Source organism: Paenibacillus sp. FSL L8-0333, from assembly GCF_037965665.1.
Classification (GTDB): Bacteria; Bacillota; Bacilli; order Paenibacillales; family Paenibacillaceae; genus Paenibacillus_AQ; species Paenibacillus_AQ odorifer.
Genome location: NZ_CP150186.1, coordinates 3,183,059 through 3,198,725, shown reverse-complemented (window position 1 = coordinate 3,198,725; position 15,667 = coordinate 3,183,059). Strand labels below are relative to the sequence as shown.

17 protein-coding genes are annotated in these 15,667 nt (G+C 41.8%); 4 read left to right on the top strand and 13 right to left on the bottom strand.

The window, feature by feature from the left end:
- Positions 1-86 precede the first annotated feature (86 nt).
- The 6 genes from NYE72_RS14320 to NYE72_RS14295 form a co-directional block, all read right to left on the bottom strand.
- On the bottom strand, positions 87-1,595 hold the full coding sequence (locus NYE72_RS14320; RefSeq protein WP_339211963.1) for a malate:quinone oxidoreductase: 1,509 nt from the start codon (positions 1,593-1,595) through the stop codon (positions 87-89).
- Positions 1,596-1,810: 215 nt separating this feature from the next.
- Positions 1,811-2,851 (bottom strand): hypothetical protein, encoded by a 1,041-nt coding sequence (locus NYE72_RS14315; RefSeq protein ID WP_038570772.1) that lies wholly within the window; start codon positions 2,849-2,851, stop codon positions 1,811-1,813.
- A 237-nt stretch (positions 2,852-3,088) separates the two neighbouring features.
- On the bottom strand, positions 3,089-4,090 hold the full coding sequence (locus NYE72_RS14310) for a Gfo/Idh/MocA family oxidoreductase (protein ID WP_038570769.1): 1,002 nt from the start codon (positions 4,088-4,090) through the stop codon (positions 3,089-3,091).
- A 30-nt stretch (positions 4,091-4,120) separates the two neighbouring features.
- Positions 4,121-5,209 (bottom strand): Gfo/Idh/MocA family oxidoreductase, encoded by a 1,089-nt coding sequence (locus NYE72_RS14305; RefSeq protein WP_339211962.1) that lies wholly within the window; start codon positions 5,207-5,209, stop codon positions 4,121-4,123.
- A gap of 30 nt (positions 5,210-5,239) precedes the next feature.
- Positions 5,240-6,001 (bottom strand): sugar phosphate isomerase/epimerase, encoded by a 762-nt coding sequence (locus NYE72_RS14300; protein ID WP_339211960.1) that lies wholly within the window; start codon positions 5,999-6,001, stop codon positions 5,240-5,242.
- Between the two features lie 25 nt (positions 6,002-6,026).
- On the bottom strand, positions 6,027-7,190 hold the full coding sequence (locus NYE72_RS14295; RefSeq protein WP_339211959.1) for a Gfo/Idh/MocA family oxidoreductase: 1,164 nt from the start codon (positions 7,188-7,190) through the stop codon (positions 6,027-6,029).
- A gap of 154 nt (positions 7,191-7,344) precedes the next feature.
- Between NYE72_RS14295 and NYE72_RS14290 the strand changes: the two genes are divergently transcribed.
- Genes NYE72_RS14290 through NYE72_RS14275 form a run of 4 tightly spaced genes read left to right on the top strand, consistent with a single transcriptional unit; the run spans position 7,345 to position 10,275 of the window.
- The gene (locus tag NYE72_RS14290) at positions 7,345-8,181 is read left to right on the top strand and encodes an AraC family transcriptional regulator (protein WP_305953517.1); all 837 of its coding nucleotides are present in this window, start codon (positions 7,345-7,347) and stop codon (positions 8,179-8,181) included.
- 29 nt (positions 8,182-8,210) lie between these two features.
- Positions 8,211-8,492, top strand: coding sequence for a GNAT family N-acetyltransferase (locus NYE72_RS14285; RefSeq protein ID WP_339211958.1), 282 nt, complete (start codon positions 8,211-8,213; stop codon positions 8,490-8,492).
- Between the two features lie 15 nt (positions 8,493-8,507).
- Entirely contained in the window at positions 8,508-9,362 is an 855-nt protein-coding gene (locus NYE72_RS14280; RefSeq protein ID WP_076099325.1) for an SDR family oxidoreductase, read from the top strand.
- Positions 9,363-9,384: 22 nt separating this feature from the next.
- Complete coding sequence (locus NYE72_RS14275; RefSeq protein WP_036678189.1) at positions 9,385-10,275, top strand: LysR family transcriptional regulator; 891 nt, start codon at positions 9,385-9,387, stop codon at positions 10,273-10,275.
- Positions 10,276-10,299: 24 nt separating this feature from the next.
- On the opposite strand, the gene NYE72_RS14270 is transcribed toward NYE72_RS14275, so the two are convergent.
- The 7 genes from NYE72_RS14270 to NYE72_RS14240 form a co-directional block, all read right to left on the bottom strand.
- Positions 10,300-10,983, bottom strand: coding sequence for an ABC transporter ATP-binding protein (locus tag NYE72_RS14270; RefSeq protein WP_036678191.1), 684 nt, complete (start codon positions 10,981-10,983; stop codon positions 10,300-10,302).
- Positions 10,980-11,531: an ABC transporter permease gene (locus NYE72_RS14265; protein WP_339211957.1), complete on the bottom strand. Its 552-nt coding sequence runs from the start codon at positions 11,529-11,531 to the stop codon at positions 10,980-10,982. The genes NYE72_RS14270 and NYE72_RS14265 overlap by 4 nt, the downstream gene beginning before the upstream one ends.
- On the bottom strand, positions 11,528-12,097 hold the full coding sequence (locus tag NYE72_RS14260; protein ID WP_339211956.1) for an ABC transporter permease: 570 nt from the start codon (positions 12,095-12,097) through the stop codon (positions 11,528-11,530). The genes NYE72_RS14265 and NYE72_RS14260 overlap by 4 nt, the downstream gene beginning before the upstream one ends.
- A 69-nt stretch (positions 12,098-12,166) precedes the next feature.
- Positions 12,167-13,543: a HAMP domain-containing sensor histidine kinase gene (locus tag NYE72_RS14255; protein ID WP_076099326.1), complete on the bottom strand. Its 1,377-nt coding sequence runs from the start codon at positions 13,541-13,543 to the stop codon at positions 12,167-12,169.
- Positions 13,540-14,217, bottom strand: a complete 678-nt coding sequence (locus NYE72_RS14250; protein ID WP_036678199.1) for a response regulator transcription factor — start codon at positions 14,215-14,217, stop codon at positions 13,540-13,542. Before NYE72_RS14250 ends, NYE72_RS14255 begins: the two co-directional genes overlap by 4 nt.
- 71 nt (positions 14,218-14,288) lie before the next feature.
- Positions 14,289-15,095 (bottom strand): NmrA family NAD(P)-binding protein, encoded by an 807-nt coding sequence (locus NYE72_RS14245; protein ID WP_076099327.1) that lies wholly within the window; start codon positions 15,093-15,095, stop codon positions 14,289-14,291.
- A 17-nt stretch (positions 15,096-15,112) separates the two neighbouring features.
- Positions 15,113-15,562: a MarR family transcriptional regulator gene (locus tag NYE72_RS14240; protein ID WP_076099328.1), complete on the bottom strand. Its 450-nt coding sequence runs from the start codon at positions 15,560-15,562 to the stop codon at positions 15,113-15,115.
- Between the last annotated feature and the right edge of the window lie 105 nt (positions 15,563-15,667).

The window sequence follows — 15,667 nt, the reverse complement described above, 5'->3', positions numbered from 1 at the left end:
TATGTACTATACGTGTAATACACTTTTGTGTCAATAGTTCAGGTTTGAGCAGAAAAAAAAGCTGCCTCTCGGCAGCCCTTTTATTACTAAAACACCTTTTGATTAAAAACATGTTCTTTTCCACCTAAACCCAGTGCAGCTGCTGTTGTAGTGTGAATTTTCTGCAGAAGCACGGGATTATCCATAAGTGACAAGCCATAAGAAGGAATCATTTCTTTTATTTTGGGTTCCCATTCTTTTATATATTGAGGGAAACATTTGTTAAGCACTTCAAGCATCACGTGAACAGCCGTAGAAGCTCCAGGGGAAGCCCCTAACAGTGCTGCGACCGAACCATCAGCGGCACTAATAACCTCGGTACCAAATTGAAGTGTGCCTTTGCCAGCTTCTGTATCTTTGATAACTTGCACACGCTGACCAGCTACAACAAGATCCCAATCTTCAATTTTGGCATTGGGGATAAACTCTTTCAGTTCTTCCAGACGTTTTTCTTTCGATAACAGCACTTGTTCGATCAGGTATTTTGTTAATGACATGTTTTTAGCACCTGCCGACAGCATTGTTATGAGGTTATCCGGTTTTACAGAAGTTATTAAATCAAACATTGAGCCCGTTTTTAAGAATTTAGGTGAGAAGCCGGCAAATGGCCCAAATAACAGTGATTTTTTATTGTCGATAAATCTTGTGTCTAAGTGCGGTACGGACATTGGAGGGGCTCCAACTTTAGCTTTGCCGTATACTTTGGCATGATGCTGCGCAATAACTTCCGGATTATTACACACCATAAAAATACCGCTTACTGGGAATCCACCAATATGTTTCCCTTCAGGAATACCGGATTTCTGCAGTAAGTGCAGGCTTCCTCCCCCGCCACCAATAAACACAAATTTCGCTGTATGTTGTTCAATGTTACCGCTGGCATTTCTGATTTTTAGATCCCATAAGCCAGCACTATTGCGCTTCATACTATTGACACTATGTTTGTAGTGAAGATCGACGTTTTTACTCTTTAAATGCTCAAATAAGATACGCGTTAAAGCACCAAAGTTAACATCCGTTCCAGAGTCAATTTTTGTAGCCGCAATGGATTCGTTCGCTGGACGATTTTGTATAATAAGCGGAATCCATTCCATCAGTTTTTTAGAGTCAGCGGAAAATTCCATCCCTTGGAATAAAGGATTTTTTGAGAGCGCTTCAAATCTTTTCTTTAAAAAAGCTATATCCTTCTCCCCTTGCACCAAACTCATATGAGGTAACGGCATAATAAAGTCCTGGGGAGTATGTATCAGCTTACGATTTACAAGATAAGACCAAAACTGCATCGAAAGCTGAAACTGTTCATTAATCTGAATAGCTTTGCTAATATCTATAGATCCGTCTGGCTTTTCAACAGTATAATTAAGCTCACAGAGCGCCGCATGCCCGGTTCCTGCATTATTCCATTCATTAGAGCTTTCTTCCCCTGCTTTTTCAAGCTTTTCAAATACTTTAATTTTCCATTCCGGTACTAATTCCTTCAAAAGTGTTCCTAAAGTCGCACTCATGATTCCGGCACCAATTAAAATGACGTCTGTATCAGTTGCACTTTTGCCCATTATTACCATCCTTATCCCCTGAATTTTGCAGAAAGGATGTGGGCGCTCCTTCTTAGGCGTCACACCTTTTCTGTATCAATTATAACCTTATCATGGTGTATTACAATTATTTATAAATTTAATATCTACTATTATATGAAAAAAATAAAATATTTAAAAGCTTGTAAAAAAGATAGAAATAAGTCCTCAAGATTTATGGAATAAAAAAAGCTGTATCATCCCCTGTTCTCATTGTAGACAATTCCGTTTTGATATCCCAACCCTACTATTGTTTTTTGAATTTCCTGATCTACTTTTCTTTTAAAAGTTGCAAACTCTAATGTAGTTAAGCCAATTGGAAGCTCTTGTTCTATAAATGAATCAAAATCGATCGCCGTTTTGAAAATACGAAGCTTGTGCAGAAAAGGTAATTGCTCCATTCCCGTCAAATGAGCCAATGTTTTACAATTCATAATCGTTAGCTCTTCCAATGCCTTCATCTGCTGATCAAAGTTAATCTCACGTAGCTGGATTTGATCTTCAATCACAAGCTTTTTTAACGCACGAAAAACCGAAATATTACTCAGATCATGAAAGCCACGGACTCTACAAATTTCCAGGCTCTCGATCTCATTCTCTTCGATGTCCTGAATATGTTCCCTGCCTCCAAGTAAAATGCGAAGTTCTTTCAATTTCTTTAGCCGATTAATAAAATGTAAGGGTTTGTTGCTGATGGAGTGCAGCGCGAGATAGGTAAGATCCTCCAGATCTCCAATAGCATCAAGGTTTTTAACCTTTCCTATTACATGCAACTGTTCTAGACGAGAGAATTCTTTTAGGTATTCCAGATTAAGCGTCTTTTTCTCCGAACTAATATTTAAAATGCTTAAAGACCGCAACGTATCTATACTCAGAATCTCCGAATTCTCAAGCTCATAAATACCCACGCTCAGACTATACAGGTTATTCAGCTTAGCCAATACGTTCGTGTTATGTGCCTGGCGAAGACAATTCAGCAGCAGCATTTTAACATTTGGAATCTGCAGGAGTGTCTCACAATCAAAGGATACAGAATAATGGCCATAAAAACGCACTCCAAAATTTTCATCAAAACGCGCGCAAAGCTCATTTACTTCATCCAGAATCGAGCCATAGGTCGATGGATCAGAGAACTGAACAATCACTTGGTTGCCGCTGTACAAGTCTTGCTGAATCTGAACTGGATCTAGTGAAATAGGATCATTGATCAGAATCCTTCTTTTCCATGTAACACTCATTCCTAACCCCTCCTACCTGCCGTTAATCATCATTTTATATTTATTGTAAATCTACGAATTACTTACCCAAGAACATAATTACATAAATCAACCCCATGGACAAGCTAAAAAGGTAGGTTATAGAATATTTAGAGTTCCGTTGATTTATGAGGATTGAGAATAAGTGATTCACATTAAAAATACAATAAGCTGTATCATTCGTAGAGTAATCTACTTTTGATACAGCTTATTTATTATTTATTCAGCCTTTTGCGATGAACTATAAATCCCCGCCACCAACTCCAACGCTTTTATCCCTTCAGCACCATCCAACCAAAACTTTTGACCCCTGGCGACATGCTCATAGAAGTCCTCAATCAGTCTCTTATGCCCGGTACCCCAATAGGATTTACCTTCCGTAGCACTAAATCTAGGCTCACACAGCAAGGTTTCCTTTCCATCCTTCCAAAGATATAAATGATCTCTGCGGAGGTTGATAGTACCTTCTTCAAAAACTAGCTCCAGCTCCACTGGAGAATTCTCCAGATAGGTATTTGTACCATAAAAGAGCCCTCTGACATTACTAGTGAAATCGATGCAGGCATGGGCGGTATCTTCTACCTCTATGACCCCATTTAGCACATCCGTGGTAATACTGCCTTTCACCGATGCCACCTCTCCACCAAACCACTGAAGTAAATCCAGTGTATGAATGGTTTGGTTAATTAGCAGACCTCCACCTTCCGTAGACCAGCGTCCTCTCCAGTCACTATCGCTATAATAACTTTCGCTGCGGTGCCAGGTCACGATTCCTTTCATGCAGAGCAGCTTCCCATATATTCCTGAATCAATGACCTGCTTAATATATATGGAGGCATCATTATAACGGTTCTGAAACACCACACCAAGCTGACCTGTGCTTTGCTGTGCGGCTTCAAGTATTCGTCTGGCTGAAGGAAGATCTGCCGCCATAGGCTTTTCGGTAAGGACATGTTTTCCTGCTTGTAACAACTCCGTAGCCATTTCTGCATGTAAATAATGAGGCGTACAGAGATGTACAACATGAATACGGTCATCCTTTAAAATTTCTCTATAATCATTAGTAGCTTGGCAGTCATATTCTTTAGCCGCATGTAATGCTTTGTCAGCATCAATATCTGCAACTGCAAGTAGGCTCACACCATCGATGCCTGTTAATGTTTTTGCATGTAGAGGGAAAATGGCTCCGCATCCAATAATGGCTGCTCCAAGTTCTTTCATCTATATTACCCTCCGTTCATCATTCAATCGTTATCTGAGTATTGCCGGGGTTAGATTGATCGCTTGTTCTTGAGCCTTCAGACATAGCTCGGCAGCTTTGAACACATGGCTCTGTGTCATCGCCAGCTCTGTCCGATTCAGACAGTCAAGGATTAGCTCACCAAAGAAAGGAAAACCAACCTTCCCAGCTACATGCTCATAATGTTCCCCTTCCCCATTGACCCAGTACACATGATCCGGTGTATTTGAACGACCCATATCAGTATATTTACGCAGTTCAATATATCCTTCAGTACCCATAATCATCGTGCGCCCGTCTCCCCATGTGCCCAGCCCATCAGGCGTAAACCAATCCACGCGAAAATATTGTGTTGCCCCATTGTCACCTACAAGAGTAGCATCACCAAAATCCTCTAATTCGGGATAAGTCGGATGGTTGTAATTGGCCACTTTACTATGAATAACCGAAGCATCCTGACAATCTGCATAATACAAAAATTGTTCTATTTGATGACTGCCTATGTCACACAAAATCCCACCATATTTCTCCCTTTGGAAAAACCATTCCGGCCGGTTAGGAGCATTTAGACGATGTGGCCCTAATCCAATGACTTGCAGGACACGGCCGATAGCTCCTTGCTGAATCAGCCGCCCGGCATAGATAGCGCTTTCAACGTGAAGGCGTTCACTGTAGTAGACCATATATTTCTTATTAGTTGCTGCTGCCACTGCTCTAGCGGATTCAAGCTGTTCCAGGGTTGTAAAGGGTGCTTTATCCGTAAAATAGTCCTTCCCGTGAGCCATTACTCGATTGCCTAAAGGTCCGCGTTCAGATGGAATTGCTGCCGCTGCTATTAATCGCACTTCGGGATCTTCCAGAACTTCTTCCACAGATCCAGCAGCTTTGACACCGGGATATTTACTAATAAAATTTCTGACCTTTTCCTCATCCGGATCATATACCCATTTCAGCTCTGCCCCTGCTTCAACCAGTCCGTTACACATCCCGTAAATATGACCGTGATCTAGGGCAATAGCGGCAATGATGAATTCACCCGGCTTCACTACTGGTTTGGATTCATATGTTGGTGCATAGGTCATCCCATTTATCCGATTCATAAAACCCCTCCTAATCAGTATTACTCCATTCTATAACGTATTAAGAAGATAACGAAGACTGATCTCCAAGCTTTCAAAAGGATCACGACGGCAAACATCCTGCTCCACTACGAACCATTCAACACCTGTTTCGCGACAAACATTGATAATTTCTTTATAGTTCATATTCCCTTCACCGATTTCAGCAAAGATCTGTTTTCTATTAACAATCGCCATATCTTTTAAATGCACTACCTGCATTCTGCCTGCAACTTTGCGTACCCATTCAGCCGGACTCCCTCCGCCTGCTTGAACCCAATATAAGTCCAACTCAAAACCAACGGCAGGATCAGACTCGGTGAGCAGAATTTCCATGCCAGTCATTCCATCAAAGCGTTCAAATTCAAAATCGTGATTATGATAAACAAATTGCAGATCATGTTGATCTTTTAAAGTAACTGCAATGTCCGACATCAGCTTTGCGAATTCACGGTAACCATCTTGTCCCGTACGGAATTTTTCCGGTAAACTTCCTAGTCCAATATTTTTGCAGTTCCACAGCTTATGTTCAGCGGCTAAAGCATCCAAATCGTTCGTTAGGCGATCCCATGACACATGGGTTGCACATATTGCCAGACCTGATTCATCCGCATACTCTTTTACGAGTTTCGGATCGATTGGCCCGATGCCTGAAATCTGAATAGCTTCATAACCCATAGCAGAGACCTTTTGAAAAGTGGATCTTAAATCCTCCGCAGTTTTAGTAAAATCACGTAATGTGTACATTTGAGCAGCAATGGTTGAACGATTCATAGGATCTTTCCTCTCTGATTAGAATTTAATGAGTTCCCTTAACATCAAAGGTTTGGGCGACTGTGGTTTCTTTGTTGAAGTTAGAATTCTCTACCTTTTCCATGAGCTTCTCATAAAATAAATCTTCATCAATCGGTAACTCCACCCAATCGTCGGTCCAAGCCGATAAATACATTCCATTAGATAACGTTAGACCGTGAATACCTTCCTCACCCGGAGCTAACAATTTCTCATCGTGTAGAATGGCATTCGTAAAGTTCCGCAAAATTCCTTTATGCTGTTCACCGCCACCTTCTTCTACAGGAATCTCACATTTCCAACACTCTGGGCTGCCGAATCCTCCCGTAAACTCTGCATTGAATTGCGGCTCCGGCGAGCGTAGACGCCAAAAGGTTAGCTTCCCGTCTTCCACTACGATTTTTCCATGATCACCAGTAATTTCGAAACGGTTAGTTCCCGGTGCTTCACCTGTTGTGGTGATAAAAAGCCCTGTCGCACCATTTTCATATTCCACATAAGCGGTTACATCATCTTCAACCTCAATATTGCGGTATTTACCAAAATGACAAAATGCTCTGATCCGCTTAGGCATCATACCTGTCGTCCACTGCCATAAATCTAGTTGATGAGGATCTTGATTCAGCAGCACCCCACCACCTTCGCCTGCCCATGTAGCCCGCCAACCACCGGAATTATAGTAACTTTGTGATCTGTACCAGTTGGTGATGATCCAATTTGTGCGGCGGATTTCGCCTAGTTCACCAGACTTTATGAGATCCCTAAGCTTTTGATATAAAGGATTCGTCCGCTGGTTATACATGATTCCGAATTTGCGATCAGACTTTGCTGCAGCTTCGTTCATCTGCTTAACAGCTTTGGTATAGACCCCAGCCGGTTTCTCTACCAATACATGATAACCATATTGAAAAGCCTCGATAGCTAAAGTTGGATGATCATAATGTGGAGTACAGATTAATACTGCATCTATGAGATGAGACTCATATAACTCTTGGGGTGTTGCAAATTTCTGTACACTTTCCGGTAAATGCTCTTCTGCCCATTTCAAACGTTCTTCCCTTACATCACATACAGCTGCAAGCTCAGCATCTTTAATATGATTCAACAGACTTTGTGCATGTGCACTCCCCATATTCCCAATTCCAATAATGCCATACCGTACTTTATTCAATCAGATCACTTCCCTATTTGAGGTTATGTTATGAGAATATACTTAATTAATAGACATGAACATGATCGAAACTAAGCATTATTTGCATAATAATAAGATGATTTAGTTAAATAAATTCGTTATAATAAGGATAATCAAGTCATAGAGGAGCTAGATGATGAATAATCCAGGTAACCTTACCGGCAGATTCCTCCAGAATCTTACCGTAAAAGTGACCCATGCCCAACTTAGAAGCGGATATAGCGGGTGGAATCGTACGCTGGAAACCCCAACATTTAATCGGCTGTATTTTATTGACCGCGGTGAGGGAAAAGTTATCATTAACGGTGTTACTTATTATCCGAGAGCAGGTCAGCTAATGATCATGCCCGCAGGAAGCACTCAAACTACAGAAACGTCAATGAATGATCCCTATACACGCTATTTCTGCCATTTTGATGCTGATATTGGGGAGTGGCCCTTATTCCATTCGGCAAACAAACTGTTTATCTGTGATGCGCCCGACCCAGATTCCGTACGGGTTATTTTCACAGAAATGATCGAACAGTTTCAAAAAGATGATGTATTGTCCATTCTGCGTACTCAGGCGAACGTCCTCAATCTAATTGCTACTTGCCTTGAATCGAACGAGAATATCAAAACAGACTTTATGCAAGAATTTATACATACGGGGGATCAAGGAAAGCTCGCCTATGTTCTTCAATATATTGATGAGCGGCTGGATAAACCCATAGAAATAGAAGAGTTAGCAGAAATTGTCCACTTACATCCGAACTATTTCATCCCCTACTTCAAGAAATTTATAGGGGTTCCCCCCATGCATTATGTACAATTGAAAAGAATGGAGCATGCTAAAAGACAGCTTTCTTATAGCAATTTCAGCATTTCAGATATCGCGGAGCAAGTAAGTATGGAATTAGCCCATTTCTCTAAATATTTCAAAAAGACAATAGGAATCTCCCCTTCTGCCTATCGTAACAGCACTAAGTAAATTTATTAGGGAATGTCCGGATCTATGTGTTGGAACAATTAGGAGAACGACTACAAGAAATCGGAACCCATAGAGATCATGCTGTATATGTAGCTGAATCAGATCACCGATTGGTAGGATGGATACATGCGACCGTTCGAATTTTGCTTGAATCTCCTTCATTTGTTGAAATCGGAGGTCTTGTTGTTGATCAGACTTGCCGCGGAGAAGGAATTGGCAGACAGCTTGTAGAAACCTGTGAACGATGGGCAATCCAAACAGGGTTTAGTTCGTACTTGATAAGGAACTTTAATCACACTCAGGACTTTTAGGGAGGCTCAATGGTTATGCTAGAATTAACTTTGCATCCAACATTAGAAGGAAAAATCGCTGTGATTACCGGAGGAGCCGGTGTATTATGCCGGGTTATGGCGCTAGAGTTAGGTCGACAAGGAGCTAAAGTCGCGATTCTAAATCGTACCGCAGCTAAGGGAGATTTGGTTGCCGCTGAAATTACTGCCGCAGGCGGTCAAGCAATTTCACTCTCCTGTGATGTTACAGATCAACAGAGTGTTATGAAAGCCGCAGAAGCTGTTAAGAATCACTGGGGTCCTTGCGATCTATTAATTAACGGTGCTGGCGGAAATGATTCCTCAGCAAATACGACCCAAGAGATTTTCAAAAATGATGACCTGGAGAACCCGGACATATTCACTTTTTTTGACCTTAGTGTAGATGGATTTCGCAACGTGATGGACCTTAATCTGATTGGAACATTGATCCCAACCCAAGTTTTTGCCAAGCAGATGCTCGGCAGAACGGGCACATCTGTTATTAATATTTCATCCATGAGCGCACCTTCTCCAATGACCAAAGTACCTGCCTACAGCGCTGCCAAAGCAGGAATTAATAATCTCACCCAGTGGCTCTCCGTTCATTTCGCTGAGTCTGGTATACGTGTGAATGCCATTGCCCCTGGCTTTTTCCTTACTAAACAAAATGAGAAGCTGTTGGTTCGTGAAGATGGCGAGCTTACAGACCGTTCCCAAAAAATCATCTCTCATACTCCAATGCGCCGCTTTGGACAGCCGGAGGATCTGCTTGGCACACTACTCTGGTTAGCAGATGAAGCAATGTCCAGCTTTGTGACCGGAGTTACCGTCCCCGTTGACGGTGGATTCTTGGCTTATTCGGGAGTATAGACTAATCTAATGAGGGATTAAAATGATTGTAGATCCATTACGCGTATTCGTTACTGTAGCTGAACTGAGTCATTTTTCCAAAGCAGGAGAAGCGCTGAATTTATCTCAACCCGGTGTCAGTCTGCATATCCGGAATCTTGAGAATGAGCTCGGTGCTAAACTCCTGCATCGTTCTTCTAAACAGGTTAGATTAACAGAAGCCGGTAGTATTCTTTATAAACACGCCAAACAAATATTGGCTCATTTCGATGAAGCAAGTCAGGAAATCCATATGCTTCAGGACGAAGTCACTGGGAGTATACATATCGGCGCTAGTTTTACTATTGGTGAATATATTTTGCCGGCAAGACTTGCTGATTTTGCCAATCAATATCCGCAGGTCAAGCTGCAAGTGACGATAGGCAATACTGAGGAGATTATTGGAGGCGTTAAATCCAACGAACTGGACATAGGGTTTATTGAAGGCGAGGTCCATGAGAATGATCTCAACGTCACTCCTTATATGAAAGACGAGATGATTATGGTCGCCCCTGCTACCCACCCTCTGTCAAAAGCGATTTCTGTGGAGCAGAGCATGTTGCAGGATCAGGTTTGGGTGCTTCGCGAGCATGGCTCGGGCACACGAGCTTTCAGCGATCATTTCCTACAGGAGGAAGATATTTCTGTTAAAAGATCCTATGTCTTCAACAGCTCTCAAGGTGTTAAAGAAGCTGTGGCCTCCGGTCTCGGAATCGCCATGCTCTCCAGATGGATTGTACGGAAGGAACTGGAAAGTGGTGAGATCAAGGAGCTGCCAATCAGGCAACATCATCTGGAAAGGCAATTCTCGATCATCCGACATCAAGAATGTTCTTCTTCCTTAGCTACCGATGTCTTTATAAAAAAGCTACTTGTCTTTAGAAAAGACAAGTAGCTTTTTTTCTTCCACACTATGAAATTATACTTGATGTTCAACCAAATGCCCGTCTTCCAGATGCAGAACGCGGTCACACCATTCGAGCATCCGTTCATCATGAGTGACCATTACCGCTGCTTTCCCCTCACTCTTCACCTCATCAGCGATCATGCGTACAACTTCTCTTCCGCGTTTGAAGTCCAGACTGGCTGTCGGTTCATCTGCAAAGAGAATCGCTGGTTTATTCATCCATGCTCTAGCGATAGCTACACGCTGCTTCTCCCCACCGGATAGCTGCTCCGGATAGTGATTACGCCGTTTCCAGATATCCAATCGTTTCATCAAATCGGCAGCCCGTTCCTTCGCTTCCTTAGCACTCATTTTCCCCTGCTTAGCTACAAAAAGGAGTTGCTCCTCTACCTTCAAATAAGGCAATAGTTGAGCGCTTTGGAACATAAAGCCTATCTTCTCTAAACGGAGCTCTGTCAGCTCACTTTTACTTTTATCTGTAAGTGATTCTCCATCTATAAAAATCTCACCGCTAGTAGGTGTTAGAAGCGCACCAGCCGCTGAAAGGAATGTACTTTTCCCTGTTCCCGAAGGTCCAAGGACAGCAACGAATTCCCCTTCATTAACGATCAGATTCAAATTGTTCAGCACAGACACCGTTGTGTCGCCATCACCGTAGTTTTTGGTTACTTGCTTCATAATTAGTTTTGCACTCATGCTCCAGCCCTCCCAATAGCTTCTAATGCATCTACTTTTGCCACTTTAGCGACAGAAATTAGTGATCCTAAAAGAGACATCCCAACGAATAAACAGCTGGTTAAAAGAATGGTGGAAGGCTCTAGTTGGAATGGCATCGAATCTGGCAGGACCTTATTCATCCCAAAGGTAAGCAGTAAGCTAATGCAAAGACTTGATATAGCTAAAATCATGACCTGCCCTACCACGCTCCAAGCCAAGTAAGACATTTTAGTACCCATCGCCTTCAGAATACCAAACTGACTTGTTTTCTGAATCGTAATGACATAGAAGAATACCGCCAGAACAAACGCTGCGATCACAAACAGGAAAACAATCATCATTAGCAGTGAACCCTGCTCTGCCGAGTAGCCCGGAATATTGGATATAGCTACTTTTTGCGTAATGACCTCTACATCTTTTACATTCGTTGAAATCTTATCTACTTGATCAGCATTCGCATTCAGGGCAATCACATTAAACGGTACCGACGAAGAGGTTTCTTCTCCTTGGTTAACCCCCTGCTTCATAGCTTGCCAATCCTGATTGTTGATATAACTACTGGGGTATGGCTGTATGAGCTATCCTCAACAAAACCTGCAACAGTAAATTCCATCCCGGTTGCCTGATCACGAATAATACTGCCAAGTTTGATTCCTGACTGTTCGAGGTCACGATCAACAAGGACTTTACCGTTTGTCTCATTAGTAATCTTGTCACCTTCAGCTACTTTAGGGGCTAATAACCCATTCATATCTACTGCAAAAAAAGTAATATCTGCTTTAACGTCTGCATCATTAGCAGTGACAGTGCTCATCTGCATTGCAAGTGAAGACGCATTATTGTCTCCAACTACTGAACGTACATTCTGGAGCTCCGTATCTGTTAACTGAGAACGTCTAAAGGTCTGATCCGCATCACCTTGTACTACAAAATAATTCGCCGGCATGTTCTCTACTGCAGAGATATTTGCATACGCTAATCCTCTGGCTAGTCCCGTGACGAAAAGTACAAGAAAGGAAACCAATAACATGATAACCATAATTAATAGGTATCTGGCTTTAGAATGTCGCATTTCCCTTAAGGCTAAAAACATATTACCACTCCTTCTAATCTGTATAGTCACAGTTTAGAAGATGAAAATGAACGGAGTATGAATAATGAATTACAAAAGCGGAAGTGTAACTGTAAAGGTAGTCCCTTCACCCAAAGTACTGGTTACTTCAATGGTTCCGTTATGCGCTTCTACGATTTTTTGAGAAATCGCAAGTCCAAGTCCGCTGCTATGTGTTTCATGCGTTCGTGCTCGATCTACTTTATAGAAACGATCAAAGATTAACGGTAACTCCTCGGCTGAAATGCCTTCACCAGTATCCGACACAGAAACAATACAGTTCTGTTCCACTAGCTTCGCGGAAATCATAATGGAACCTTCAGCAGGTGTGTATTTTATGGCGTTGGAGAGCAGGTTCATCCATACCTGGAACAATAGATTTGAATCACCTAGAACGCTGATGTCAGCAAGATTCAAACGCACGGCCAGTTGTTTCTCCGTTAATCTCCATTCCATGATTTGTACGACCTGTCTTAGTTGTGCACGCAAGTCTGTCGACTTTTTCTGTATGGAATTAGGATCATAATCAAGTGAAGACAAGGTAAGCAGCTGTTTGCTAAGCAATGAAAGACGATGGCTTTCTTGGTCAATAATATTGAGATACTGTAACCGTTCATCCTCAGGTAAGGTAGAATCTTTTAAAGCTTGGGCAAATCCCTGAATAGATGTTAATGGCGACTCAATTTCATGCGATACATTAGCGACAAATTCCTGACGTGCCCGATTTGTTCGTTCCAGCTCCCGGCTCATAATCATAAAATGGGAAGCTAGCTGACCAATCTCATCACGCCGCCACGTATTCAATTTGATATCGTATCTGCCTTTTGAGATCCGTTTAGTGGCCGTCGTCAAACGTGTAATAGGTCTGACCACATGCAGTACGCTAATCATTACAAATCCTAAGCTAAACAACACGGTGAACCCAATGATCACAGCAAAAAAAACGCGCAGCTCCCCGAACTGTACTTCAGCATCCGGCCGCATAAACAAAGCATACGTCTCATTGTTTACTTTTACAGGAACACCAATTGAATTGCGCAGTTGATTATCAAAAAAGCCGGTAATAAATGCACTGTCCGGAAACTCAGCAACCCCATGATAAATTTGCCCATTCAGAACCTTTTGTAGTTGCTGCTCATCCAAATCTTCTTTTCTAAAGGGCTTACCGTAGAATCTTGATTCCCCTTCAGCATCTGTTAAATAGATTTTATAACCCAGCTTGGCTATACTCCGCAGATAATCCTCCATCGTCTCCGGATGTGATTCTGCGAATTGTTGAACTTCTATTGCCATTCCGGTAAGTTTGGCATCGTTCTGAGATTTAATCTGGGCTTGATAGTAAATATTAGACACCAAAAATCCAAGAAGGCTACTCACCACAATTACTGAACAGAAGACAATACACATCCGGACATACAAGGATCTCATACGTTAACCATCTCCAATTTATAGCCAATACCTCGAACTGTTCGGATCACAAAATCTTCCTGATAATCTACGAAGCGCTGACGCAAACGTTTGATATGTACATCGACTGTTCGCTCATCACCTTCATAATCCATGCCCCATACCAGTTCAATTAACTCACTACGTGTATATAACCTGCCTGGATATTGTGCCAATTGAGCCAGAAGCTCAAACTCTTTTACCGGCAGCAGCAGAACCTCATCACCATCGGTTATTTCATAATTTTTGCGATCAATAACTAGAGAATTTAATCGAATCCGATCATCTGAAGCAATGGAATAGCGGCGGAATAAAGCTTTGATCCGAAATAGCAACTCTTCAGGCTCAAAAGGCTTCGTTACATAATCATCCGTCCCCCGCAAATAACCTTGCTCTTTATCACTCAGCTGCTGGCGTGCTGTCAATAAAATGATCGGTATATCATACGTTTCTCTAATATGCTGACATAGCTCTAACCCATCTACATGTGGCATCATTACATCTACGACCGCTAAATCCGCAATACTGTCCTGCAATTTATGTATCGCATCTCGGCCATCACTGGCCTCCATCACCTGATATCCTTCCCTTGTTAGTACATGTTTTAATAATGTTCGAATATTCACATCGTCATCTGCTACTAAAATCTTCTTCATCATTTACACTCCCTGAATAATGGATGAACTCATAGTAACAACTTTATAACGATAGAACAACTAAAGTCAGATCAAACAAAAGGCTTGATACTCTCTCTAAGTGTGGTAACCGGCCGCTCCATCAGTCTCTCCAGATCTTTTGATGTAGAAGCAGTGTCTATCTTCGCAAGAAACGAATATATCCAATGTTGAACGCTTGAATCCTCGCGAAACGTAATTCTTTTCCCTGATAACTCTGATAATACATCAACTAATTCGTTAAAGTCCCAAACGCTAGGTGCGGCTAGTTCGTAGATTTGGTTCTCATGTCCACTTGTTGTAAGAACCTTTGCCGTAGCTAAAGCGAGATCCTCACGAGTGACTGAGTTAAACTGCCAGTTCCCTGGATAAGTGGTTAACTCGCCGCTTTCCATGGCTTCCTTCAACCCAAGCACACCCACAAAATCTATATACAAAGCGTTACGCAGAAACGTATAATCTATCCCTGATTCAAGAATCATCTGCTCAGTTAGTAAATGAACATGATAAGAAGGAATCGGACCTTTGGGGGGAAATGCAAATCCAGTATAAAGCAGATGTTTCACATCGGCTTTTTTTGCTGCATGAATGACCTGAGCATGCTGATTTAATCTGATCTTATCATCGGTATGAGAGCTGGAGATTAGAAGTAACGTTGTGACCCCTGTAAAAGCTTCAATCAGCGAATCTAACTGGTCATAATCGCCAAAACGGACTTCGAACCCTTTTTCTAAATAATTAGCAGCTTTCTCTCGCTGACGAACACAAGCAATAACTTGACTAGCCGGAACATACTTCTCAAGGTTCTCCATAATTAAGCTGCCTAATTGGCCTGTGGCTCCTGTAACCATAATCGACATACATAACACCCTTTCTGTTATTCGAATGTACTCAGTTTTTGTAATAAAAAGATAAGTTGGTGCAGCTCCTGATCATTCAGATTCTGCATTCTCTCTGCAACAGCCTGACGATTCTCTGGAAGATGCTCTAAAAGTAATTGCTTGCCTTCACTTGTAATCGAAATGACGCTTTTTCTGCCATCCTTGGTATCATTCGAACGGGTTATTAATCCATCTCGTTCCAATGGTATTAACAGCATGCTTATATTAGCTTTGGTAACTCCAATAATTTGAGCCAATGTAGAAGGTAAAATCGCACCTCCCTGTTTAGAGATCTCCACCAAGATACGAATTCTTGCTCCGTTCAATCCTTTCGACTGCCAATATTTCTCAGAGACAGAAACCAAATTTGCAGTAGCTTCAACTAATGTAAAAAATGCTTTGGTATGCAATGGCTGATTCAGCACAACTTGTTGTAAATGATCCATATTCTATAATTCAGCTCCAATATAGTTAAGTCCTTAACTTTTTTCAAACATACTACAATCCCCATGCGTTGTCAAAAAAAAGAAGCTGCCTCACCTAGCAGAATA